16 protein-coding genes and 1 tRNA gene are annotated in these 22966 nt (G+C 71.9%); 8 read left to right on the top strand and 9 right to left on the bottom strand.

Annotated features, from left to right (window positions below; all coding sequences use genetic code 11):
• Nucleotides 1-51: 51 nt before the first annotated feature.
• The 8 genes from DSC45_RS18420 to DSC45_RS18390 all read right to left on the bottom strand — a co-directional run bounded on the left by DSC45_RS18420 (nt 52) and on the right by DSC45_RS18390 (nt 11866).
• On the bottom strand, nt 52-1545 hold the full coding sequence (locus tag DSC45_RS18420) for a hypothetical protein (protein ID WP_119292283.1): 1494 nt from the start codon (nt 1543-1545) through the stop codon (nt 52-54).
• Nucleotides 1546-1774: 229 nt separating this feature from the next.
• Nucleotides 1775-1912, bottom strand: coding sequence for a putative leader peptide (locus DSC45_RS36920; protein WP_346426665.1), 138 nt, complete (start codon nt 1910-1912; stop codon nt 1775-1777).
• Between the two features lie 54 nt (nt 1913-1966).
• Nucleotides 1967-2671, bottom strand: coding sequence for a type 1 glutamine amidotransferase (locus tag DSC45_RS18415; protein ID WP_240434708.1), 705 nt, complete (start codon nt 2669-2671; stop codon nt 1967-1969).
• A 165-nt stretch (nt 2672-2836) separates the two neighbouring features.
• Complete coding sequence (locus DSC45_RS18410; RefSeq protein WP_119292279.1) at nt 2837-4561, bottom strand: ABC transporter ATP-binding protein; 1725 nt, start codon at nt 4559-4561, stop codon at nt 2837-2839.
• A complete protein-coding gene (locus DSC45_RS18405) occupies nt 4558-6480 on the bottom strand; it encodes an ABC transporter ATP-binding protein (protein WP_119292277.1) in 1923 nt (640 codons plus the stop codon). Before DSC45_RS18405 ends, DSC45_RS18410 begins: the two co-directional genes overlap by 4 nt.
• Nucleotides 6477-7463 carry an alpha/beta fold hydrolase gene (locus tag DSC45_RS18400; protein ID WP_119292276.1) on the bottom strand — a complete coding sequence of 329 codons (987 nt, stop codon included), beginning with the start codon at nt 7461-7463 and terminating at the stop codon, nt 6477-6479. The genes DSC45_RS18405 and DSC45_RS18400 overlap by 4 nt, the downstream gene beginning before the upstream one ends.
• Before the next feature lie 248 nt (nt 7464-7711).
• A complete protein-coding gene (locus tag DSC45_RS18395) occupies nt 7712-8560 on the bottom strand; it encodes a helix-turn-helix domain-containing protein (RefSeq protein WP_119292365.1) in 849 nt (282 codons plus the stop codon).
• A gap of 159 nt (nt 8561-8719) precedes the next feature.
• Nucleotides 8720-11866, bottom strand: a complete 3147-nt coding sequence (locus DSC45_RS18390; protein ID WP_119292274.1) for a discoidin domain-containing protein — start codon at nt 11864-11866, stop codon at nt 8720-8722.
• A gap of 362 nt (nt 11867-12228) precedes the next feature.
• Between DSC45_RS18390 and DSC45_RS18380 the strand changes: the two genes are divergently transcribed.
• From DSC45_RS18380 to DSC45_RS18370, 3 genes are all read left to right on the top strand, one after another.
• Nucleotides 12229-13506, top strand: a complete 1278-nt coding sequence (locus tag DSC45_RS18380; RefSeq protein WP_162929268.1) for a hypothetical protein — start codon at nt 12229-12231, stop codon at nt 13504-13506.
• Nucleotides 13499-14119 (top strand): class F sortase, encoded by a 621-nt coding sequence (locus tag DSC45_RS18375; RefSeq protein ID WP_119292267.1) that lies wholly within the window; start codon nt 13499-13501, stop codon nt 14117-14119. The genes DSC45_RS18380 and DSC45_RS18375 overlap by 8 nt, the downstream gene beginning before the upstream one ends.
• 569 nt (nt 14120-14688) lie before the next feature.
• On the top strand, nt 14689-15747 hold the full coding sequence (locus DSC45_RS18370; RefSeq protein ID WP_119292265.1) for a beta family protein: 1059 nt from the start codon (nt 14689-14691) through the stop codon (nt 15745-15747).
• 747 nt (nt 15748-16494) lie between these two features.
• Here DSC45_RS18370 and DSC45_RS18360 read toward each other — a convergent pair.
• Nucleotides 16495-16566 (bottom strand) — tRNA-Arg (locus tag DSC45_RS18360).
• A gap of 356 nt (nt 16567-16922) precedes the next feature.
• Here DSC45_RS18360 and DSC45_RS18355 point away from each other — a divergent pair.
• The 5 genes from DSC45_RS18355 (at nt 16923) to thrC (ending at nt 22624) form a co-directional block, all read left to right on the top strand.
• Nucleotides 16923-17426 carry a response regulator gene (locus DSC45_RS18355; protein ID WP_240434707.1) on the top strand — a complete coding sequence of 168 codons (504 nt, stop codon included), beginning with the start codon at nt 16923-16925 and terminating at the stop codon, nt 17424-17426.
• 87 nt (nt 17427-17513) lie between these two features.
• Complete coding sequence (nrtL, locus tag DSC45_RS18350) at nt 17514-18638, top strand: ArgS-related anticodon-binding protein NrtL (protein WP_119292259.1); 1125 nt, start codon at nt 17514-17516, stop codon at nt 18636-18638.
• An 83-nt stretch (nt 18639-18721) separates the two neighbouring features.
• Nucleotides 18722-20113: a diaminopimelate decarboxylase gene (gene lysA / locus DSC45_RS18345; RefSeq protein WP_119292257.1), complete on the top strand. Its 1392-nt coding sequence runs from the start codon at nt 18722-18724 to the stop codon at nt 20111-20113.
• Between the two features lie 99 nt (nt 20114-20212).
• Complete coding sequence (locus tag DSC45_RS18340; RefSeq protein WP_119292363.1) at nt 20213-21532, top strand: homoserine dehydrogenase; 1320 nt, start codon at nt 20213-20215, stop codon at nt 21530-21532.
• A 6-nt stretch (nt 21533-21538) separates the two neighbouring features.
• A complete protein-coding gene (gene thrC, locus DSC45_RS18335; RefSeq protein WP_119292255.1) occupies nt 21539-22624 on the top strand; it encodes a threonine synthase in 1086 nt (361 codons plus the stop codon).
• The last annotated feature ends 342 nt before the right edge of the window (nt 22625-22966 follow it).

The raw sequence follows: 22966 nt of genomic DNA, 5'->3' as shown, positions 1-22966 counted from the left end.
GGCTCGCAGGCCGGGGCCGGGGCGCCCCCGGCCCCTCACTCGCTCCCGGCCTCACCCGCCCCCGGAGATGCGCAGGACCCCGGTGATCGTGCCCTGCAGATAGACCCCGTCGCGCTGCACCGTCCCGGCCATCTGCAGGGTGTCGAACACGGCGCCGACACCCACCCGGGTGGAGCGCACCACCTCACCGGTGTCCGGGTCGATCTGTGCATAGCGGAAGGGGTCGAGCAGTCCGGTCGCCCGGCTGCCGGGGATCAGCGGGTCCCGGAGCACGGTGTGGATCAGCCCGTCCGCCGTCGACAGCTTCGGCACCGCGGCCGAACGCAGTGTGTTGTCCCACCGGGGTGAGCAGCCCTCGCCGTCGGCGTCGACGTCGACCCGGGTCAGGCCGCCGGCGAAGTCGGCCTTGGCCGGCACGCTCGGGCCCGCGCCGTCGGGGACGGCCGGGTACGGGTAGCCGTAGGTGCCGGCCACGAACACGCTGCGGCCCACGCCCACCGGCGAGTTCTCACTGGCGGGCCCGCCGGAGGCGGTGAGGACCGGGACGGAGCAGACCTGGGAACCGTCGTCGGTGCGGTGGACCTGGAGGTTCGCGGAGTCGTCGGCGTTGTCGACGAGTGCGACGTACTCGGTGCCGGTACGCGGTCCGAAGAACGTCGGTGTGGAGCCGCTGCCGTGGCTCAGGAGGCCGGGCTTGCGGGCGGATCCGCGGTCGTACTCCTTGCGCCAGGCGATTCGCGGAGTGCCGTCGGCCCGGTCGGTGGTGAGCAGGTAGGTGGCGTGCGTGCTGGTGACGGCGGTGCCTTCGGGGGCCGTCGAGATGCTGTTGGCGACGCGCTCGCCGGCCGGCAGGGTCAGGGTGTGCAGGGCGCCGGTCGTGTCGTCGACCGTGCCGACGATTCCGCCGTCGGTCGCGAACCACACGCGGCCCTCCCAGTCCGGCGCGAGCCCCGTCACGGCGTCCGACTCGGGGATCGCCTCGGCCAGCGACAGGCTCCGGTCGACCCGCAACTCCCAGCCGCCGTCGGCCTTCTTGTGGTGCCCGACGCGCAGGAGGCTGCGGCTGCCGTCGGCGACGACCAGCCGGTCCTGCTGGTCCAGGTACGCGTAGACGCCGCCGAGCAACGAGCCCTTGGTGAGCTGCAGGCTGGTGAGCGAGGAGCCGTCGTCGGGATCCAGGAGATGCACGGTGGGCCGCTGGCCGATGATCGGCGTGCACAGCACGACCGGCAGCCCGTCGCCGCCGACCAGGACGGTGGGGCAGGCCGAGGCGAGCCCGGTACGCGACGAGTCGAGCCCTTCGGGCCCCGGGCCGGCCAGCGGGGTGGTGTCGGAGGATGCCGAGTCCCCGTGCATGGTGGCGTTGCCGTCGGGGCCGGTGTGCGGATTGTGCGGCGGCAGAGGACCGAAGCCGGCGGGGCGTACGGAGTCGGGGCGTACGGAATCGTCGTCCTGCGGCCCCGCCGCCGCGGGGCCTGCACAGGCGAGGAGGAGGGCGGCGAGGAGCACGGCGAGAGGGCGGGATCGCAGGCGGCTTCGGGGCACGGGGGGAGGGGTCCTTTCGGGAACGTCTGGGGGCGTCCGGGCGTGTGGCGCGGTGGCACCGGCGGAGCAGTCCTCGGTCGCGCGCACGCGGCGCGGTGAGCGGGGCACGGGCCGGCACAGGTGCGTGCCGGGAGCGGAGTCCGGGCGCGTGACAGCAGGCCGGGAGGGGCTCTGCGGGAATCGGGGGACTCAGGAGCCAGTACGGCTCCGGAGTCTCAACCCGGCACGCTCACCAGCAGAGTCGGGGCGAGAGCCCTCGCGGAACCGTCGTCCTCGCCGATCGGCGGAAGAGGCCGCGACACAGCGCGCCGGCGGTCCGCGCGAGATCGACGTGCCGTCGTCGCGTGAGATCCGGTCGCCTGTGCATGCGCATGATCAAAGCAGTCCGCCGAATACGGGGTCAAGAGCGCCGCCCGTTGGGCTAGGCGGAGCCCCCGGACGCCGCGACCACCGCCGCGAACCGCTCGGTGAACGCACTCCACGCCGCCGAGGCCGCGGGCTCGGCGGCCGTCGCGGCGCGGTGCAACTCGTCGCGGTCGTAGCCCTGTTCCTGCAGCGGGCCCGGGTCCCAGGCGCGGATGCGCTCGGCCGCCGCCTCCGGGTGGAACTGGACACCCCACGCCGCGTCCCCGACCCGGAAAGCCTGGTACGGGCAGTGCTCGCTGTCCGCCAACCAGACGGCTGCGGGCGGGAGTTCGGTGATCCTGTCCACATGGCGCTCGATGGCGGACGTCACGCCGGGAAGCTCCCCGAACAGGACGTCGCCCCGCGCCTCCGCACGCATCCGGATCGGCGTACTGCCGAACTCGGGCCGACCGCACCGCCCCCGTACGGTCCCGCCCGCAACCTCGGCGAGGAGCTGGCCACCCAGGCAGATGCCCAGCATCGGACGGCCGTGCTCGAGAGCCTGCGCGGCGAGGCGGTGGGTGGCCGGCAGCCACGGCGCACGCTCGTCCTCGCTGGGCAGATAGCCGCCACCGAGCACCAACAGGGCTCGCTCGCCCAGGCGTTGGGGCAGAGCCTCACCGGCGTGGGCCTGCACCACCTCGAGATCGAGCCCCGCTCGCCGCAGCCCGTCACCGACCCGGCCCGGCCCACCGGACGGGGTGTTCTGCACGACGAGCACGGACGGCCGCGATCCACTCCCGGGACCGTCGCCCGCCCGCTTGCCGCCGCCCCCGGCACCCGCACTGCCATCCGCACCACCCGCCACGGCCACACCTCCGCCGACCATGGTGCCGTACCGGCCTCACCCCGCTCGGCTCGTGGGCGGCCCCGCGCCACCGTCGGCTCACTTCGCCGCCGTGTCCGCCGCGGCCGCCGTGGCGATGTCCCAGAAGCCGGCGTACCGGCCGCCGCGTCCCAACAGCTCCTCGTGGGTGCCCTGTTCGACGATCCGGCCGCCGTCCAGGAAGACGACGCGGTCGGCGCGCCGCACGGTACGCATCCGGTGCGCGACCATCACCACCGTGCGGCCCGCCATCAGTCGCTCGATCCCCTCGTGGACGGCCGCTTCGTTCACCGGGTCCAGGGCGGAGGTCACCTCGTCGAGCAGGACGACGGGCGCGTCCTTCAGGAGCGCCCGTGCGATCGAGACGCGCTGGCGCTCGCCGCCCGAGAGCAGGGCTCCGCCCTCACCGACATGAGCCGCCCAGCCGCCGGGCAACCGCTCGATCACGTCGTCGAGCCGCGCGGCGGAGGCCGCCGCCCGCACCTCGCTCGCGTCGGCGCCGGGCCGGCCGAGCCGTACGTTCTCCTCGATGGTGCCGTCGAAGAGATAGACGTCCTGGAAGACGATCGCGATCCGCGCCAGCAGGTCCTCGGTGCGCATCGCGCGCACGTCCACGCCACCCATCCGCACCCGGCCCCCGTCCACGTCGTAGAACCGCGCGACCAGTTGGAGCAGCGTGCTCTTGCCGGCACCGGACGGTCCGACCACGGCGATCCGCTGCCCCTGCGGCACGGACAGCGACAGCCCGTCGAGCACCTGCCGGTCGCCGTGCCGGAACGAGACGGTGTCGAACTCGAGTCCATGGGAGGCAGGCAGGGTCGGCTCGGCAGGCTCGGGCAGCGGTTCCGTGCTCAGTACGGCATCGAGACGGGACAACTCCAGGCGTGCGCCCCGGAGTTTGCCGCCGACCTCCGCCAGCGACAGCAGCGGATCCGCACACCGCGCCGCCAGCACCAGCAGCGCCAGGACCTCCGCCGCACCCACGCCGCCGTCCAGTGCCGAGTACGCGCCGAGCACGAGGATCACGGAGAACGCCGCCTGCACCACCAGGGCCAGGCCCACCGTGCCCGGCAGCGCGGCGAACGTGGAGCGCCGGGACACGTCCTGCACGTTCCGCAGCGAGTCGTCAAGGAGCCGGAAGCGTTCACCGCTGCGGCCGCCGGCCCGTAGCACCGGCTGGGCCTGCAGGTACTCGACGACCCGCCCCGTCGCCTCGTGGTCGCGCCGGTGCCGCTCGGTGTCGGTCGCGGCCATCGCGCGCGCCGTCCACGACTGCACCACCGCCACCAGGGGCGCGGCGGCGAGCGCGACGAGCCCCAACTGCCAGTTGTACGCGAGCAGTACGGCCAGCACGGTGAGCGGGGTGACCAGCGCGGAGATGAACGGCGCAAGCAGATGCGCGATCACCCCCATCGCCTGCAGCACCCCCTGGCTGGCCAGCACCGACACCTCCCCGAGCCGCCCGCCGCGGAACCACCCGATGGGCAGCCGCGCCAGATGGTCCCCGAGCCGGTGATACATGCCGCGCAGCAGGGAGGTACCCGCGCGGAACCCGGACAGATCGCTGACGTACCGCAGCACCGCACAGCCCGTGACCGCCGCCCCGAAACCGGCCAGCCACGGCCATGCAGCGTCCGGCGTGCTCCCGAACAGCTCCCGCAGCACCGGCACCAGCAGGGCGTACGACAGTCCTTCGGCGACCGCCGCCGCCGTCATCAGGGCGACGGTGCGGCGCACCGGCCGGGCGTACTCGTGTCCGAGCACCCGCAGCAGCATCTGGATCATCGGGTGTCCTCCTCTCGCTCCGCGTCCAGGTGTCCGTGCGCCACGTCCGGGGCCCCTCGCGTGACGCCGGGGCCGGCCGCACTTCCCGTCACTCCCGCACCCCGCTCACCGCCGGTCCCGGGCGGCCTCCGCTCCTGCCAGAAACGGGTGAACTTCCCGCCCCGCCGCAGGAGTTCGGACGGTGCGCCCTGCTCGGCGACCACCCCGTCCTCGAGGAGTACGACGTTGTCGGCATCGGCCACCGTCTCCAGGCGATGAGCGATCACCAGGACCGTCCGGTCGCCGCCGAGCGACGTCAGGGCCCGCCGTACCGCCTGCTCGGTCGCCGGGTCGGCGAACGCGGTCGCCTCGTCGAGCACGAGCACCGGGGTGTCCGCGAGCAGCGCCCGCGCCACGGCGACCCGCTGCGCCTCCCCGCCGGACAGGCCGGCGTCCTCGCCGATCACCGAGTCGTAGCCGCGTGGCAGTTCGAGGATCCGCTCGTGGACCCCCGCGAGGCGGGCGGCCCGTACGACGTCGGCGTGGTCGGCACGCGGGACGGCGAGTGCGATGTTCTCCGCGAGCGAGGCGCGCAGCAGCGTCACGTCCTGGAAGACGAACGACACCGTGCGGTACAGCTCCCGGCTGCCGATCTCGCGCAGGTCGACCCCACCGAGCAGGACCGCGCCGTCGGTCGGGTCGAAGAACCGCGGCAGCAGTTGGACCAGGGTGGACTTCCCGCTGCCGGACGGACCGACGACCGCGGTCACCGTGCCCGGCTCCAGGGTGAGGTCGATGCCGCGGAGCACCTCGTGCCCCTCGTCGTAGCCGAAGCGCACGTCGCGCACCTCGATCCGGTGCCCGTCCGGCGTGACCGGCTGCGTGGGCTCCGGCAGCGACGGTACGGCGAGCACCTCCCGGATCCGGCCGATCGCACGGCCCGCGGCCTGCAGATCGTCGAAACCGTGGCCGAGCGCCGCCACCGGCGCGGTCAGGCCGAGGCCCAGCAACAGGAACGGCAGGAGATCGGCGGGCGCGAGACCACCACCGGTGATCAGCACAGTGCCGCCGGTCAGGACGACCAGCAGGACGAACGGCGGCGACAGAGCCAGCTGCATCCCCGCGGCCGGCCGCGACATCCCGTGCACCCACCGATTGAACGTCCCGACGAATTCATCCGCTGCCGACAGGAATCGGTGGTGCGCACGCGCCGAGCCCCCGTACGCCTTGACGACCGAGATGCCCTGGACGAACTCCACGACCGAGTCGGCGATCCGGCCCATCGCCGTGTCGAACCTCTCCTGCTCGCGCAGCCGGGCCGGCGTCATCATCAGCGGGACCTGCGCGACCGCGAGGACCACCGGGATCAGCGTGATCAGCGTGAGCCGCCAGTCGACGGTGAACAGATACGCGAGCGACACCAGCGGCACGACGAACGCCGACACCAGCTCGCCCGGCGCATGCGCGATGAACGGATGCACGGCGCTGACGTCGTCCCCCACCACCTTGGCCAGCTCCCCGCTGCGCCGCCGCGAGAACCAGCCGATCGGCACCCGCCCGAGACGCTCGGCCAGCCGCCTGCGGAACGCCAACTGCACGTGGCTGTCGACCAGATGACCGATCCCGGACGAGGCTGCCGTGAACACCAGCCGTACGAGCAGTCCGGCCACGCCCGCCGCCACCACGAACCAGACGTGACCGCGGTCGACCGGACCGGGCGCGAGCAGGGCCCGGCCCAGCTCCACGACCGCGAGCAGCGGCGCCAGTCCGGCGACCGCGCCGACGATCTGCAGGGCGACGACGGCGGCGAAGGCGGGGAGGTGGGGGCGCAGGAGCTGCGGGACGGTCGGGGGCGGTGAGGTGTCGCAAACGCGGCGGCCGGCGGGGCATGCGTCGGTGGCGGCTGCGGTGGCGTCCGGTGCGGTGTCGGTGGTGGTCATCGGTCCTCTGCGTCCCTCGGGTGGCCGGCCGGGCTGACGGGGGTGCGGGGCGTGCGGGGGACGGCCCCGTCGCGGGCGGGGTCGGCCGCCGCAGGCGCTCCCGCAGGTCCGGCCGCTGCCGCCACCGCGAACTCGGCGAGCAGTCGCCCGGTCGTAGCCGGCTCCTCGAGCATCGGGGTGTGCCCCACTCCGGGCAGCAACTCGACGCGTACGTCGGGTATGTGGCGGTACTCGTCGACCGAGGAGGCGCGCCACCTCCGGTCCTCGGCGCCGAACACGACGAGCACCGGCAGACCGAGCGGCGCCAACCGCTCGGGCAGCGGTTGCTGCGCCAGAAAGCCGACGGTCGCCCGGGCCGTACCCGCCACCGCCCGGTGGGTCATCCCGAGCACGGACCCCACCATCGCGTCCATCGGGACCTCGACCGGTCGTGTGAACCCTGTGCTGAAGGCCTTCAGCACGGTCGCCTCACTGCGCATCCGCCACAGCAGCCGCCCGGGAAAGGGCGCCAGCAGGAGCCGGCTCAGCAGACTCTGCGGAATCTGGGCGGCCATGCTCGGACCCATGTCGAGGACCGCGAGCGCGTTCAGCAGCTCCGGCCGTTGCTGTGCGAGCGCCGTCGCCACGACTCCGCCCGTGGAGTGCCCGATCACCGTCGCCCGCCGCACACCGAGTGCGTCGAGCGCGGCGCCGATCCGACCGGCCTGCGCCACCGTCTCGTACCCCGCGGCCGGGCTCGACGACCGCCCGTGCCCGAGCATGTCCACGCGGATGACGCGATGCTTCTCGGCGAGCGCGTCGACCACCGGGTCCCAGCAGTCGGTCGAGGCCGCGAGACCGTGGATGAGCAGCACGGCGGGCGCATCCGGCGGACCGTCCTCCACGACGTGCAGCCGGCCGCCCTCCACGGGGACGAATCGGCCGCCCGGCCTCGGGGTGTTCCTGACCGGGTCCTTCGATCTTCCTGGTCCGTGACCTGCCATGACGTCGCCTCCTGCGTGCCGTCGTTCCGGCCGCTCCTGCCGGGGCGACTCGCTCGCCACCCCGGTCGGAACGTCCCCTGGTCGGTCACCCGGTGGGCTCGGCTCGGGTCCCGACATGGCAGCAGCATCACCGGCGCACGGCTGTCACGTCTTGGAGAAATGTTCCGCCGAGCGCCGAGCGCCGAGCGCCGAGCGCCGAGCGGGGAGAGGGGGGGGGAGGAGGAGCGCAGGCCGGGTACGCGCCGCGCTCAGCCCGCCCGCCCCCGCCCGGCACGCGACCGCGCCCACGCGACATCGTCGACATCCAGCCACTGCGCCGCCGCAGCAGCCGTCGGCGTCAGACCGGCGAACGACCTCACTTCACGGTGCAGATGAGACTGGTCGGCGTACCCGCCCTCGGCCGCCACCAGCGCCGACGCCTGCCCCTCGGCGAGCCGGTGCACCGCATGGTCGAACCGCACCAGCTGAGCGGCCCGTTTCGGCGTCAGACCGACCTGATCCCGGAACCGCGACCACAGCCGCTTACGGCTCCACCCCGCCTCGTCGGCCAGCCGCTCCACCCGTACCCGCCCCCGACAACGCACCATCTGCCCCCAGACGAAGGCCACTTCGGGATCCACGGCACGGCAGGCCGACCGCCGTTCGAGCACCTCCCGCGCGACGGCGAACCGGTCCTCCCACGACCCGGCCTCCCGAAGCCGCTCCTGCGTACGCCCGGCCTCCCGCCCCCACAGAGCGTCGAGCGACACCATCGCCCCGCTCAGGTCCAGGCCCGCACCGAACGCCGCGTACGCGACCACCGGGGAGAGCCGCACCTGCAGACAGTCGATCGACCGCCCCCGCCCGCGCACTCCGCCCGGCACCAGCCCGACGACACCACCGTTCGCCCACTGGCTGCCCGCATCGTCCACCAGCCGCCCGTCACCGAAGTCGATGAACAGCGTCAACGCGGGGTACGGCACCACCTGCATATCGACGAACCGGTCCGCACGGCTCCGGAACCCGGCCATGCTCACACCGGCCATCCGTCCAGCCCGCGCCGGCAGCGCCACGTCCCACAGCCCCGCCACATCCCGCACCGTCTCACCCGGCCGCATGCCCCCATGGTACGAAGCCCCGCGGCCCGAGCAGCCGGCCGCGGAGACCCTGCGCAGGGCCCCCGCCGCCGGAACCTCACCGGCCACGAGGGCTCCACGGGCTCAGGGCTCGTCGTCCGGGATCGGCGGGCGACCGCACCCGCCCCGAGCCCGCGCGCCTCACCGCACCGAGAGCCGCACCACCCCGGCCTGCCCGGGGGACTTCCCGCGCACCGTCACCGCGACGTAGCGCACGGAATCGTCGCAGTTCAGCCCCCGTACGCGCCCACCGCCGCGCAACGATCCCGCGCGCCGGTACCGCACCCCGTCCTTGCTGAACTCGACCGAGGCATCCGGCGCCCCACCGGAGTTCCACTCGGCCTCGACCCGCCGCACCGACCGCCGGGACCCGAGGTCCACGACCATCCGGCCGTCCGGCCCCGGGCGCCACGCGGTCCCGGGATCGCCGTCCACCGCGGCCGCGGGCCGGGACATCCCGGGCGGCAGCGGCGAGGTGGGGAAGGTGGTCCGGCCGAGCGCGTGGTCGTCCTGCCGGTACGCCTTCGCGCCCCGCAGCGTGACCCGGACCTCGCGCCCGCTGCGCACCGTCGCCACCGTGCTGCGCCCCTGCGCCTCCACCCGGACCCGGCACCCGGGCCCCGACAGATGCAGCGTCGCCCCGTCGGACACCCGCACCCGCAGCCCCGACGGCAGCGAACGGCCCGACAACGAGGTCAGCGTGAACCGCGGCGGAAGCAGCAGCGCCGACGCGGCATCGAGTCGCGCCGCGTACCGCACGCCGCCCCGCGTGACCGTCTGCTCACCCTCGTACACCTGCCGCCGCCGGCCCTCCTGCGGCACGGCGACGCCCGAACGGACCGCGCCCGCCGACAAGTTGAACAAGCCCAGATGCCCGTCGACGAGCGCCGCCCGCACCCGCTCGTCGTCCGCCTCCGGCGCGGCACGATCCGCGAGTGCCCGCAGCTCGTCGGGGGAGGCGCCGCAGTGCCCCTCGACGACGAGCGGCTTCTTCGCCCCGTCGGCCGGCGCGATCGTGTCCCCGTACACCGCGATCGGGCTCTCGCCACCGCGTACGACGAGCCCTGCGCGCCCGTCGATGTCCAGCCAGCCGCCGCGGCTGCGCACCGCCGGGGTCGGTCCGGTCACCAGGTCCGTCCACTGCTTCCCGTCGGCCGACCCCTGCACGCGGTAGAGCCGCCCGGCCGCCGACTCCCAGCGCAGCGTGACCCGGTCGACGTCGTGCGCGGCCCCGAGATCCACCGCCCACCAGCTGTCCGCCCGCTTCCGGTCCTCCTTCGAGACCGCCCAGCGGGTGTCCGCGTCACCGTCCACCGCGAGCTCCGGCTCGCTGCCCGCCGCGTGCGACGAAGCCGTCGCCGCGCCGCCGCGCGCCAGATCGTCGCCGTCGGCCCCGTCGCGGACCTCCACGCCGAACAGCGAGTAGCCGTATGCCGGATCGGGCTGTACGCCGAGCATCCGGACATGCCGCACCGAAGTCCGCCCGAAGGTCAGCGCATCGACGCGCCCGCCGCCCGGCGACCCGGCATCCGAGGCCTCGACCTCGGCCGAGCCCTCCGCGAACCGGTACGTACGGCTGCCGTCCAGGCCGGCCACACCCGGCATGCTGAGGTTGTGCACCTCGAGCCGCGAGGCACCCGCCACCGCCGCGTCCGACGCGTACACCACCGCACCCGAGGGCAGCGTCGCGAACCCGGCGTAGGCGTCGCCGAGCCTCAACACCGTTGCGCTGCCGTCGAATCCGTCCCGTACGGCCGTGTGCACGCGCACCGACCGCCCGGTCACCTTCGCCGCGCTCGACGGCAGGAACATCGGCGTACCGCCGCTGAGCCGGAACAGCCAGTCGTCGTGCCCGGGCTGCCACGCGAACTTGACGAACCCCTCCTTCGTCACCGCCCCCGCCCAGGCCGCGGGCGACTGATGCGCCACCAGGCCGGGGCCGGTGCCGAAGTCCGTGACACCCGAGGCGTGCTCGAAGAGCTCCTCGAGCGACATCGGCCGCACCCGGCCGCCCGCGTCCGGCCAGGTGTGCAGCAGATAGCTGATGGCGACCTCGGCACGCGCCTCCGGCTCGTACTTCGGCTCACCGGAGAACTTCGCAAGGCGGTACTCCGGCGGATACTCCTGGTACGCCTCCAGGCGCGCGGCGAGCTCCAACTCCGCACGTGCGGCGGCCCGGTCACCGGCCACCCGGGACAGGAAGGCCAGCGGGAGGACGTCCCTGCCGTACAGATGCTCGCGGTCGTTCACCATCGGCATCAGCGGCTCACCGGCGTCGGACATCACGGCGAGGAGCGTGCGCCACAGCGGCTCGGCGTTCGGCTGCGCGGTCAGGACCTGCGGCAGCGGCTCACCGGCCGCGAGGAAGTGTGCCGCGTTACGCCCCGAGGTGCGCCACAACTCCTCCTGGTAGTGCGGCCCGAACGACCCGTGGTTCTCGACGATGAAGGTGTCGTACGTGTTGTGCGCGGTGTTGCTCGAGACCCGCACGCCGTCCACGCGGGTGGGGTTGGCCAGGTCGGCGGGCGGCAGACCGGCCTCGTTGCGTGACCACGTCCCGTAGCGGGTGGCCCAGTCGGCGCGGCGCCGGTCGTCCGGGGCCCAGGCGAGCGCGGGAGCCAGGGTCTGCGAGTACAGCCCCATCTCCTCGAGCTTGGTGTCACCGACGTACCCGCCGGCCGACCCGTTCGGCGTCCAGTCCCCGGAGTCCGGGTCGTCTCCCGTGCCCAACGACTCGGTGTACGCGGCCTGTTCGCGCGTGATGGTGTCGACGGCGGAACGCGTGGCGGCGTCGAGGTCGTCCCACAGCAGCCGCGCGGCGAGGACGAAGTAGGACTGGAAGGTGGTGTCGAAGAACAGCTTGCGGCCCCACTGGCTGCCGCCGGCGAGCCGGTTCGAGGCGGCGAAGTGCCGCAGCGTCGCGAGCGTCCGCTGCTTCAGCGTGCGCCGGTCGATACCGGCCAGCTCCTCGTCGTACTCCCCGTGCGTCAGCAGTACCGCATGCCCGAGCACGACGGCGAAGCCGAAGTCCTTGTCGGTGTAGATCCCCTTCGCCTCGTCCCACTGCGACTCCGACCAGCGGGTGTGCCGCAGCAGGACGCGGTAGTACGTGGCGGCCACGTCCTCGGCCGAGCCCCCCGCGGCGCCGGCGCCCAGGTCCACGGCCTGCCCTCCTGCGGCCGCGGCGGCGGGGGAGACCAGGACCGAAGGCAGCACGGCCACAGCGCCGGTCGCACCGATACCTTGCAGCAGCCGACGTCGGCCGACCTGACGGGGCGCAGACCTCACAGCGGTTCTCCTCCACGTACGACAACGTTGTCAAGCGTGGCCGATTCTTGGCGCCCCGAGTGGCCCTGTCAACACCCGTGACATGAGGGGCTGCTGGGGCGGCGCGGTCGGCCGGCCGCCGCGCCGGACCCCCGGCCTTTATATGAGCCCTACGCGGAGGGCGGGACCAAGGACCCTAATGTCCAGGCAAAGGCCGGCCCATGGGTCCGTGGAAACGCGCTGGTGGGCGCCTGTGCGGCGGCTTCGGGACCTTTGGACGCGGCACCGGTCACGACAGGAAAGAGTGAAACCGAAGCTGCAGGATGAACCTCATGAAAGGTGCACCGGGGAACAATTCTCCGGCCCCGCAAGGAGGTTCACTCATGCGCAAGGCACTCACCGTCTCGGCGATCGCCGTAGCCGCCTCGATGGCACTCGCCGTTCCGGCGACTGCTTTCGCCGCGGACGCTTCGTCGTCCCCCTCGTCGACTGCCGCGGCCACCGCCCCCTCGTCGCCGGATCCGGACGCTTCGCCGTCCCCCTCCGCGTCCGACGGGTCCGGTGCACCGGTCGACACGTCGGACAGCAGCACGGACCCGGCGCCCGACAAGGCGCAGGCCGACGTCTCGATCACCTCCTCACCCGACGGCGAGAGCGGCTACAAGGCGGGCGAGAAGGTCACGTTCCAGGTGACCACGTCGGACAAGGCCGATGTGTCGGCCGCCTCGGACGCGCTGAGCGACATCTCGGTCACCTCCCAGGACGACACCACCTACATAGGCACGGGCACCGTCAAGGACGGCTACGGCACCGGCACGGGCACGCTCACCGTCACGGCGAACTACCCGGACACCGGCGCCCGGTCCACCGCCACCTTCCCGATCGACACGAGCGACTCCCCGACGCCCGCGCCCGACCCGGTGGGGCCCGCGCTGTCCCTGTCCACCGACGGCGGCAAGGTCGGCGACAAGGTGTCCGTGACCGTGCAGGACGCCGGTTCGGACTCGGTCGCCACCGTCCGCTCCGACGCGTTCGGCGGCACCGTGACGATGGAGCGCGACCCGCAGCACGAGGGCACCTGGCACGGCACCGCCACCGTCGCGGACAGCGTCAAGTCCGGCACCTACGGGGTGGACGCCCTGCTCGACGGCAAGGTCGTCGACTCCGCGAAGTTCGGTGTCCAGGGCAGCGACAAGCCGGCGCCGGCGCCCGCTCCGGGCAGGTCCACGCTCGCGGTGAGCCCGGGCAGCGGCAAGACCGGCGACAAGATCGCTGTCACCGTGGACGCCCCGTCGATCAACCCGAAGAGCAAGGTGTCGACCGACTCCCGCGCCTTCGGAGGCAAGGTCGCCCTGTCCCCGGGCAAGGACGGCAAGTGGCACGGCACCGCGACCGTGGCGAAGGTCAAGGCCGGCGACTACAAGGTCACCACCGGCACGGGTGCGGACCCGGTCACCTTCACCGTCACCGCGAAGAGCCACGTCAAGCCGCTCGCCCCCTCGGAGCACAAGACCCCGAAGGGTTCCGTGAACACCGGCATGGCACCCGCCTCGCACGACCAGGAAGGCCTGAACTCGGCCGCGGTCGTGGGCTTCGCCGCCCTGGGTGCCGGCTCGCTCGCGGGCGCCGGTCTGCTGCGCGGCCGGAGGAACCATGGCTGAGTCCCGCAACCGCCGCACCTCGGCGGCCGTGCTCACGGTGACGGCAGCGCTGTCCGTCGCGCTCACCGCCGGCTGCGCCTCCGCGCACTCGGACGCCTCGGTGGCATCGGCGAAGCGGGTCGCGCACGCCGCGCCGGCCTCCGTCCTGCGGCCCTCGGTCCCCGACCACCTCACGATCCCCGCGATCAAGGTGGACACGAAACTGGACACCGTAGGCCTCGACGGCAGCGGCGTCATGCAGACGCCGCCGTACGACAAGCCGATGGAGGCCAGCTGGTACAAGCAGGGCCCTACCCCCGGCGAGAAGGGCGCGGCGGTGATCGCCGGCCACATGGACACCCCCGAGGCCCCCGAGGCCGTCTTCCACAACCTCAAGGACCTGAAGAAGCACCAGAAGATCGACATCCGCCGCGAGGACGGCACGACCGCCGTCTTCAAGGTCGACGCGGTGCAGACGTACGCGAAGTCCGCCTTCCCGACCGAGAAGGTCTACGGGAAGACGAACAAGGCGGAGCTCCGCCTGATCACCTGCGGCGGCCACCTCACCAAGGACCGCCACTGGGACTCGAACGTCGTGGTGTTCGCCCACCTCACGGGCGACCGCAAGGCTTGATCCGCGTCTGCATCCGCATCCGCAGTTCTGCGATACGGGGATGGAGCACCCGGCCCCATCCCCGTATCCACCGAAGCCTCGAACGACGTACGCCGGCCAGGCCCCCCAGCGGACCGACCGCCCCTGACCTGGGTGACCGCGCGGAACGAAAACCAGCTGAGGCCCAGTCAGATCTTCCTGACTGGGCCTCAGCTGACGAGATACCTCATTGTGTGCCCTGACCTGCAAAAAACTCCGCAGATAAGTGCCCCCGGCAGGATTCGAACCTGCGCACACGGTTCCGGAGGCCTCGCGCCACCGAATCTCCATTGTGGCCTTGACCTGCGGATACGCCGATCCGGGGTCACGCAACACAAAATCCCACGTGTCACTCACTCGTGCGGTGCGCAGTGTGGCCGCGGGCACAAGGCGACGACTACGGCAAGACGCGGCTGAGGGCGTGCGCCACCCCGCCACTTCATCCCTCCTTCGCCTTTGAGCCGCTTGGCTCGAACAGCGCCCTTTCTCCCCCTTGCGGCCTTCGTCACCCTGTCGGTAGTGACTGGCACGGCAGGGAGCAGAGTGCGGGGGTGCTCGTGGTCTACGTTCCGATACTGAAGGGCAGAGCAGGCGAGTTCTACGCCTTGGAGCACGCTTCGGCGAGCGTGCAGGAGCGAATCCGTCCCGTCATGGAGATCGTGCCAGCCGACAGGGTGCGGGACCTGTTGGAAACCTTCTGCGATCACGCAATGCATCACGTACCGAACAACATGGTCCTCACGGTGGATTGTGGGGCGCTTCCGCATACTCGCGTGCTCGAAGGGGACATCGGAGGCCCTGTGGCGCGTGTCAGTGAGTCATTGGGGTATCGAGACCGCCCAATGTGCCCTGTGTTCCGATGCCTTGACGAGGCGGAACTGCTGAGCGAAGTCGCAGATGCGGCTGCGGATCACGGCCAAGGAGCCTGTCTAAGAGTCTCCACCGCTGTGGATACTGCCGAAGTGATTCCAGACCGGAGACAGATGCGCGAGTTGTTCGCGTCCGTGCGTCTGGAGCCGGAAGAAATTGATCTGCTCGTCGACGCTGGTCCAGTGCTGACGAGCCGCACGCGAGAACGACTCAGGGCCGAGGCAGTCGAAGCTCTGGAATCGCTGTCGCGCTGGCCTTGGAGGAGCATCTGCCTGGCTTCCGGGGCATTTCCTGCCAACCTCACAGGGTTCCCCCGAGGTACGGCAACCCCTGTGGTCCGAGAGGATGCAAGGCTTTGGCTGGACGTAGTAGAGAAGTGGCGAGGTCCGCAACTGGACTTCGGTGACTTTGGCGTGACGAACCCACGGATGCCGGCCAAGAGCCGCGGGACACCTCACCCCAACATGCGCTACACGACGGAAGGTGACTGGCAGGTGTTCGTCTATCGAAAGGTCAGGGAGGGCAGCAACGACGACTTCTTTGATCTGAGCAAGGATCTAGTCAACTCCCCCTACTGGCCTGCGTCCGGAGCTGCCACATCCTGGGGCGACAAGAGCTTGCAAGATTGCGCCCAACGCCGACGCCGGAAGGCGGGTGGCGCGACGGAGTGGCGTGCCTGGGCAACGTCGCACCACTTGGCCGTTGTGACGACCCGTCTTGGTCGCGAGGGACGCCCGTAGCGGCGGCCGACGAGGAGTTGGCTGACCCGGATGCCGTTAGGGGACAGCCACCGCGCGAGTTGACGGCCGGCGTCGCTGATCGGGCTCGACAGGAGACGTCGCTGATCTGGCAACCGAAGTCATCAGCGAGTGCCTGCACGAGTTCGGCGCCGAGTCCTCGGCGTCGGTGCGCTCCTGCGATCCAGATCAAGGCGATACGCGGCCGAAGAGTGTTGTCCTTGGTGTCATCTGTCGACCCGTCGGCTGGATTCGCTCGCATGTGCTCACTGGTGTCGGTTCCCACGAGATATTCGATGACGTAATCGTTCGCCCTCAGTAGAAACGCCCGACCTACTGAGGGCTGACACGGTCAAGGCGGGAGACCGCTTCCCCACGGATTCCCCACGGAGAAGCGAGGAGACGTCTTCGTGAAGTAATTAGCAGGTGAACCGCAGCTTGGGCACGTCCACCATGGCTGCCCCCAGCTGTCGGGTGTCCCTTACGGCACCGGATTTCACCCGCTGAGAAGAGTGCGCGATGCAGCGGAGCGAGCCTCCGGCGCATGCCGGCAGCGCTTGCGTGGCCAGGCATCCGGCTGGCGCGGGCCCACGAGCCGGCGCAGTTGGAAGCGCTCCTGGGCCCACTCGCCGCTCACTCGGGATGCGTGCGTGAGAACGACAAGGAGCCGGACTCAGTGAGACTGAGTCCGGCTCCTTGTATGTGGCACTTCGACTGGTCAGCGACTTGATCGCGCTGTTCCGGCTTCTGTGCCCCCGGCAGGATTCGAACCTGCGCACACGGTTCCGGAGACCGTTGCTCTATCCCCTGAGCTACGGGGGCGGGTCGCCGCTCGTGAGCGGCGACGGGTAGAACCCTACCAGCTCGGAAGCGGTGGACAGGAACGGGTTTTGCCGGGGTCGGACCGGGCCCGTGCCGAGGTCGGAAGGCCCGTCGGGGCGCTCTGCGACACCCCGGCCGGTGCTGCGCCCGAGCCGTTGAATGCCCCTGCGTCCCCTTCGCCCCGCGGCTGGAAATAGCGCCCGTCGCCACGCACGGTCACCGGCCTCCTTCCGGTACCGCACCCGTCCCACAGGTATCGGCCACCGGAAGCCCGCGGGCGGTCCGGTCTCTCCCGGGCCGAGGGAGAAGTGGGCAAAACCCGGACGCGGCGGCGGGACCGGCCCTACTCTCGAGTTGTGTCAGGGGCGTCCGGCCGCGTGCTTGTTGTGGACGACAACAAGGTCATCCGGCAGCTGATCAGGGTCAACCTCGAGCTGGAGGGCTTCGAGGTCGTGACCGCGGCCGATGGCGTCGAGTGTCTGGAAATAATCCATCAGGTGCGGCCTGATGTGGTGACCCTCGACGTGGTCATGCCCCGCCTCGACGGTATGCGGACGGCAGCCCGGCTGCGCGCGGACGCGTTCACCCGCTCCGTGCCCGTCGTGATCGTCAGCGCGTGTACGCAGGCAGAGGTCGAGAGCGGCCTGGAGGCCGGCGTGGACGCGTTCCTCGCCAAGCCCTTCGAGCCCAGCGAACTCGTCGCCCTGGTACGCCAGTTCACGACACGGGGCCGCGGCCCGTCGTGCGGCGGCCGCAGGCACACCCCGGACCGCACCGAACGCGCCTCGTCGACCGGCCGCCACGACACCCGCACCGCCGCCCCCCGCGACGCCTACGCCGACGACTACCGCGCCCCGTAACCGCCACCCCGGCAGCCCAGGCAGCCGCATCCCGCCGAACGGGCCCGCGGCCGAACCTCCAGCCCCGGGCTCCCATACGCTGGTCCCGTGACACCCGTCGAGCTCTCCCGCACCGTGCTGCGCGCGGTGCGCCGTGCTGTGGACGACGGGGAGCTGAGTGTGGCCGTGCCGGCACGTGCCGTGGTGGAGCGGCCGCGGCCCGGTGGATGCGGGGACTACGCCACCAATGTCGCGCTGCAGCTGGCCGGGCCCGCCGGACGTCCGCCCCGCGCCGTCGCCGAGGCCGTACGGTCGGCGCTCGTGCGGGAGCCCGCCGTCGCCGAGGTCACCGTCACCGGCCCCGGTTTCCTGAACATCACGCTCGACCCTGCGCAGGGCGACCCGGAGGCCCTGCGGTCGGCGATCGTCCGCGAGATCCGCGCCCGGACGGCACAGAGCGCGCAGTACGGCCACGTGCCCCTGTCCCGGTACGGGCACGGCGACGTGCTCGCGGGGGAGCAGCTCGAACTCCGGGTCCCCCGTGAACTCCGCGCCGAACTCGTCGCCGAGACGCTGTCCCGTATCGCCGCCACCCAGGGTGCGACGTCCACCGTCACCCACTCCGCCCCGCACAACCTCCGCCCCGTACCGGCCCCGACGGACATCCACACCGCCCTGAGCCCGCGCGCCGGCACCGGGGCGCACTCCTTCCGGCCCGCATCCGCACCGGAGTTCACCCGACTCCCCGCCGCCCCGCTGACCGACGCGATCCGCTGGACGCTCCTGCACCCCGCGCCCCACGACCACCCCCGGCCCCTGCACGAGCACCTCGCGCCGCGGGAGGCCAACCCCCTCTTCCGTGTCCAGTACGCCCACGCCGGCACCCGCGCCCTGACGCGCAACGCCACCGCACTCGGCTTCACGTCCACGCCACCCGACTCCGCGCCCGACAGCAGCACCTCGCCCCCCGAGTCTCACCCCCTGGTGGAAGCCCTGGCCGCCCACCCCCAGGCCCTCGCCTCCGCCGCCCGGCACCGCGCGCCCGACCGGCTCGCCCGCCACCTGCTCGCCGTCGCCGACGCGCTGCTCGCGTACCGGCACACCGTGCTGCCGCTCGGCGACGAGAAACCCTCGGCCGCCCACCGCGACCGGCTCGCGCTCGCCGAAGCCGCCGGTACGGTGCTCGCCGGCGGCCTGTCCCTGCTCGGCATCAGCTCACCCGAGCACCTGTGAACCCCGGCACTCCGGTGACCCACCGCACCAAAGCGGCACCGGGTGCCCCAGAACCTGCGAACTCCTGAAAGAGACACCAAGCCATGAGCCGTTCCGCGCACCCCGCCGGCCCCCGCCACGCCGACGTACTGCCCGAGGGCCACTACCAGGCGCCGCCGACCGACCTCAACGCCCTGGACGAGAAGGTCTGGCCGCGCACCGTGACCCGTGACGCCGACGGCGCGGTACGCGTCGGCGGAATCGAAGTGACCCGTCTCGCCGAGGAGTTCGGTACGCCGGCCTACCTCATGGACGAGGCAGACTTCCGCGCCCGCTGCCGCGCATGGCGCGACGCGTTCGGCGACGGCGCCGACGTCTTCTACGCCGGCAAGGCCTTCCTCTCCCGCGCGGTCGTGAAGTGGCTCTACGAGGAGGGCCTCAACCTCGACGTCTGCTCCGGCGGGGAACTGGCCACCGCGCTCGCCGCGGGCATGCCGGCCGACCGCATCGCCTTCCACGGCAACAACAAGACGCCCGCCGAGATCGAGCGGGCGGTCGAGGTCGGCATCGGCCGCATCGTCCTCGACTCCTTCCAGGAGATCGCCCGGGTCGCGCACATCGCCGACCGGCTCGGCCGCCGCCAGCGGGTGCAGATCCGGGTGACGGTCGGCGTCGAGGCCCACACCCACGAGTTCATCGCCACCGCGCACGAGGACCAGAAGTTCGGCATCGCCCTCGCGGACGGCCAGGCCGCCGAGGCGGTACGCCGCGCCCTATCCCTCGACGGCCTCGAACTCGTCGGCATCCACAGCCACATCGGCTCGCAGATCTTCGACATGGCAGGCTTCGAGGTCTCCGCCCGCCGGGTCGTACAGCTGCTCGCCGAGATCCGCGACGAGCACGGCGTCGAACTCCCCGAGATCGACCTCGGCGGCGGTCTCGGCATCGCGTACACCCCGGACGACGACCCGCGCGAACCGCACGAGATCGCCAAGTCGCTGGGCGAGATCGTGAGCCGCGAATGCGCATCGGCCGGCCTCGCGGCGCCGCGCATCTCCGTCGAGCCGGGCCGCGCGATCGTCGGCCCCACCGCGTTCACGCTCTACGAGGTCGGCACCATCAAGCCCCTCGAGGGCCTGCGGACCTACGTGAGTGTCGACGGCGGCATGTCGGACAACATCAGGACCGCGCTCTACGACGCCGAGTACACGGTGGCCCTGGTGTCGCGCCGCTCGGACGCGCCCTCGATGCTGGTACGGGTCGTCGGCAAGCACTGCGAGAGCGGTGACATCGTGGTGAAGGACGCGTTCCTGCCGGCCGACCTGGCACCGGGCGACCTGATCGCGGTGCCGGCGACCGGTGCGTACTGCCGCTCGATGGCGAGCAACTACAACCATGCGCTGCGCCCGCCCGTCGTCTCCGTGGCGGACGGCGCCGCGCGGGTGATCGTCCGACGGGAGACGGAGGAAGATCTCCTGCGGCTCGATGTCGGATAGCTGGAAAAAGAGATCTCACGATCCGGACGAGGGATAGAAACTGCGTTCCGGTGCGTGAGACTGGTCCCACCACAGATGTACGAGAAGTGAGGTCGGATGATGCGTTCGCGTCCGCTGAAGGTGGCGCTGCTTGGCTGCGGGGTTGTCGGCTCCGAGGTGGCGCGCATCATGACGACGCACGCCGAGGACCTCGCAGCGCGTATCGGCGCCCCGGTCGAGCTCGCCGGGGTGGCCGTGCGGCGCCCGGACCGGGTGCGCGAGGGAATCCCCGCCGAGCTGATCACCACCGACGCCACTGCTCTGGTGAAGCGGGGTGACATCGACGTGGTCGTCGAGGTCATCGGCGGCATCGAGCCGGCCCGAGGCCTGATCACCACGGCCTTCGAGCACGGCGCCTCCGTCGTATCGGCCAACAAGGCGCTGCTCGCCCAGGAGGGCGCGTCCCTGCACGAGGCCGCCGAGGAGCACGGTCGCGACCTGTACTACGAGGCCGCCGTGGCCGGTGCGATCCCGCTGATCAGGCCGTTGCGCGAGTCCCTCGCCGGCGACAAGGTCGACCGCGTGCTCGGCATCGTGAACGGCACCACCAACTTCATCCTCGACAAGATGGACTCGACCGGCGCCGGCTACCAGGAGTCCCTGGACGAGGCGACCGCGCTCGGTTACGCGGAGGCCGACCCGACGGCCGACGTCGAGGGCTTCGACGCTGCGGCGAAGGCCGCGATCCTGGCGGGCATCGCCTTCCACACCCGGGTCCGCCTCGACGACGTGTACCGCGAGGGCATGACCGAGGTGACGGCCGCAGACTTCGCCTCGGCCCGCCGGATGGGCTGCACCATCAAGCTCCTGGCGATCTGCGAGCGCGCCGCGGACGGCGCCTCGGTCACGGCCAGGGTGCACCCGGCGATGCTCCCGCTCACCCACCCGCTGGCCTCCGTCCGCGAGGCGTACAACGCGGTGTTCGTCGAGTCGGAGGCGGCCGGCCGCCTGATGTTCTACGGCCCCGGCGCCGGCGGCGCACCGACCGCGTCCGCGGTACTCGGCGACCTGGTCGCGGTCTGCCGCAACAAACTCGCGGGCGCCACCGGACCAGGCGAATCCGCTTACACCCGCCTGCCGGTGAGCCCGATGGGCGAGGTGGTCACGCGCTACCACATCAGCCTGGACGTGGCCGACAAGCCTGGTGTCCTCGCTCAGGTCGCGACGGTTTTCGCCGAGCACGGTGTCTCCATCGACACGGTGCGCCAGCAGGGGAGGGACCAGGGCGGCGTAGCCGCTTCCGTTGAGGGCGGGGAAGCGTCCCTCGTAGTCGTCACCCATCGAGCGTCCGACGCCGCCCTCACCGGGACCGTCGAGGCACTGCGCCGACTCGACACCGTGCGGGGCGTCGCCAGCATCATGCGCGTTGAAGGAGAGTAGGGAACGATGTCCATCCCCCCGGCCCCTCGGAACGGCGCCCACCAGTGGCGCGGGATCATCGAGGAGTACCGAGACCGGCTGCCTGTCAGCGCCGCGACGCCCGTGGTCACGCTCGGTGAGGGCGGTACGCCGCTCGTGCACGCGGGCGTGCTCTCCGAGCTGACGGGCTGCGAGGTGCACCTCAAGGTCGAGGGCGCCAACCCGACCGGTTCCTTCAAGGACCGCGGTATGACGATGGCGATCTCCAAGGCCAAGGAAGAGGGTGCGCAGGCCGTCATCTGCGCCTCCACCGGCAACACCTCGGCCTCGGCGGCGGCCTACGGCGGCAAGGCCGGCATGGTCAGCGCCGTGCTCGTACCGCAGGGCAAGATCGCGATGGGCAAGCTCGGCCAGGCCCTGGTGCACGGCGCCAAGATCCTCCAGGTCGACGGCAACTTCGACGACTGCCTGGTACTGGCTCGAAACTTGTCCGAGAACTACCCGGTGGCCCTGGTCAATTCGGTCAACCCGGTCCGCATCGAGGGCCAGAAGACCGCCGCCTTCGAGATCGTCGACCGCCTCGGCGACGCTCCCGACCTCCATGTCCTGCCGGTCGGCAACGCGGGCAACATCACCGCGTATTGGAAGGGCTACCGCGAGTACGCGGCGGACGGCCCGGCCACGCACACGCCGCGGATGTGGGGCTTCCAGGCCTCCGGTGCGGCGCCGATCGTGCGCGGTGAGGTGGTCAAGGACCCGTCGACGATCGCCACCGCGATCCGCATCGGCAACCCGGCGTCCTGGTCGCTCGCGGAGGCCGCCCGGGACGAGTCGGGCGGCTTCATCGACGAGGTGACCGACCGTCAGATCCTGCGTGCGTACCGCCTGTTGGCCGCTCGCGAGGGCGTGTTCGTGGAGCCCGCGTCGGCGGCTTCGGTGGCCGGTCTGCTCAAGGCCGTGGAAGAGGGCAAGGTCGACAAGGGGCAGCGCATCGTCTGCACCGTGACGGGCAACGGCCTCAAGGACCCGGACTGGGCCGTCGCGGGCGCTCCGCAGCCGGTCACCGTCCCGGTCGACGCGGCGGCCGCAGCCGAGCGTCTCGGTCTCGCCTGATCCAGGGCGCTCCAGGCATACGGAAGCACTCTCCGGACGGGCCGATTCCGCTCGGCTCGGAGAGTGCTTGCGGTGCCGGCCGGCCCCGGTCGTGGCCGGCGTCCCCGGATTGGCCGAATCCCGTCGGTCACATCCTCTGGAGCGGCCGGAATGGGGTGGTTCTGCACTGCAGGGACGCCGGATGCCGGGCCTACGCGGAAATACTCCAAGGAATTACCGAAGCCCCTGGCCGCGCGAAAAGCGGACATAGGGCGCGTGCCGGACCGGGTAAATCCCCTCAATTCGCAGCAGGGGGTGCACAGGGGGCTTGCGACACGCATCGTGCGCCTCCTGTGCGCCCTA

The sequence above is a fragment of the Streptomyces sp. YIM 130001 genome (assembly GCF_003574445.1).
Lineage (GTDB): Bacteria > Actinomycetota > Actinomycetes > Streptomycetales > Streptomycetaceae > Streptomyces.
Note: the sequence above shows the minus strand (reverse complement) of the source record. Positions and strands in the feature narration are given on the sequence as shown.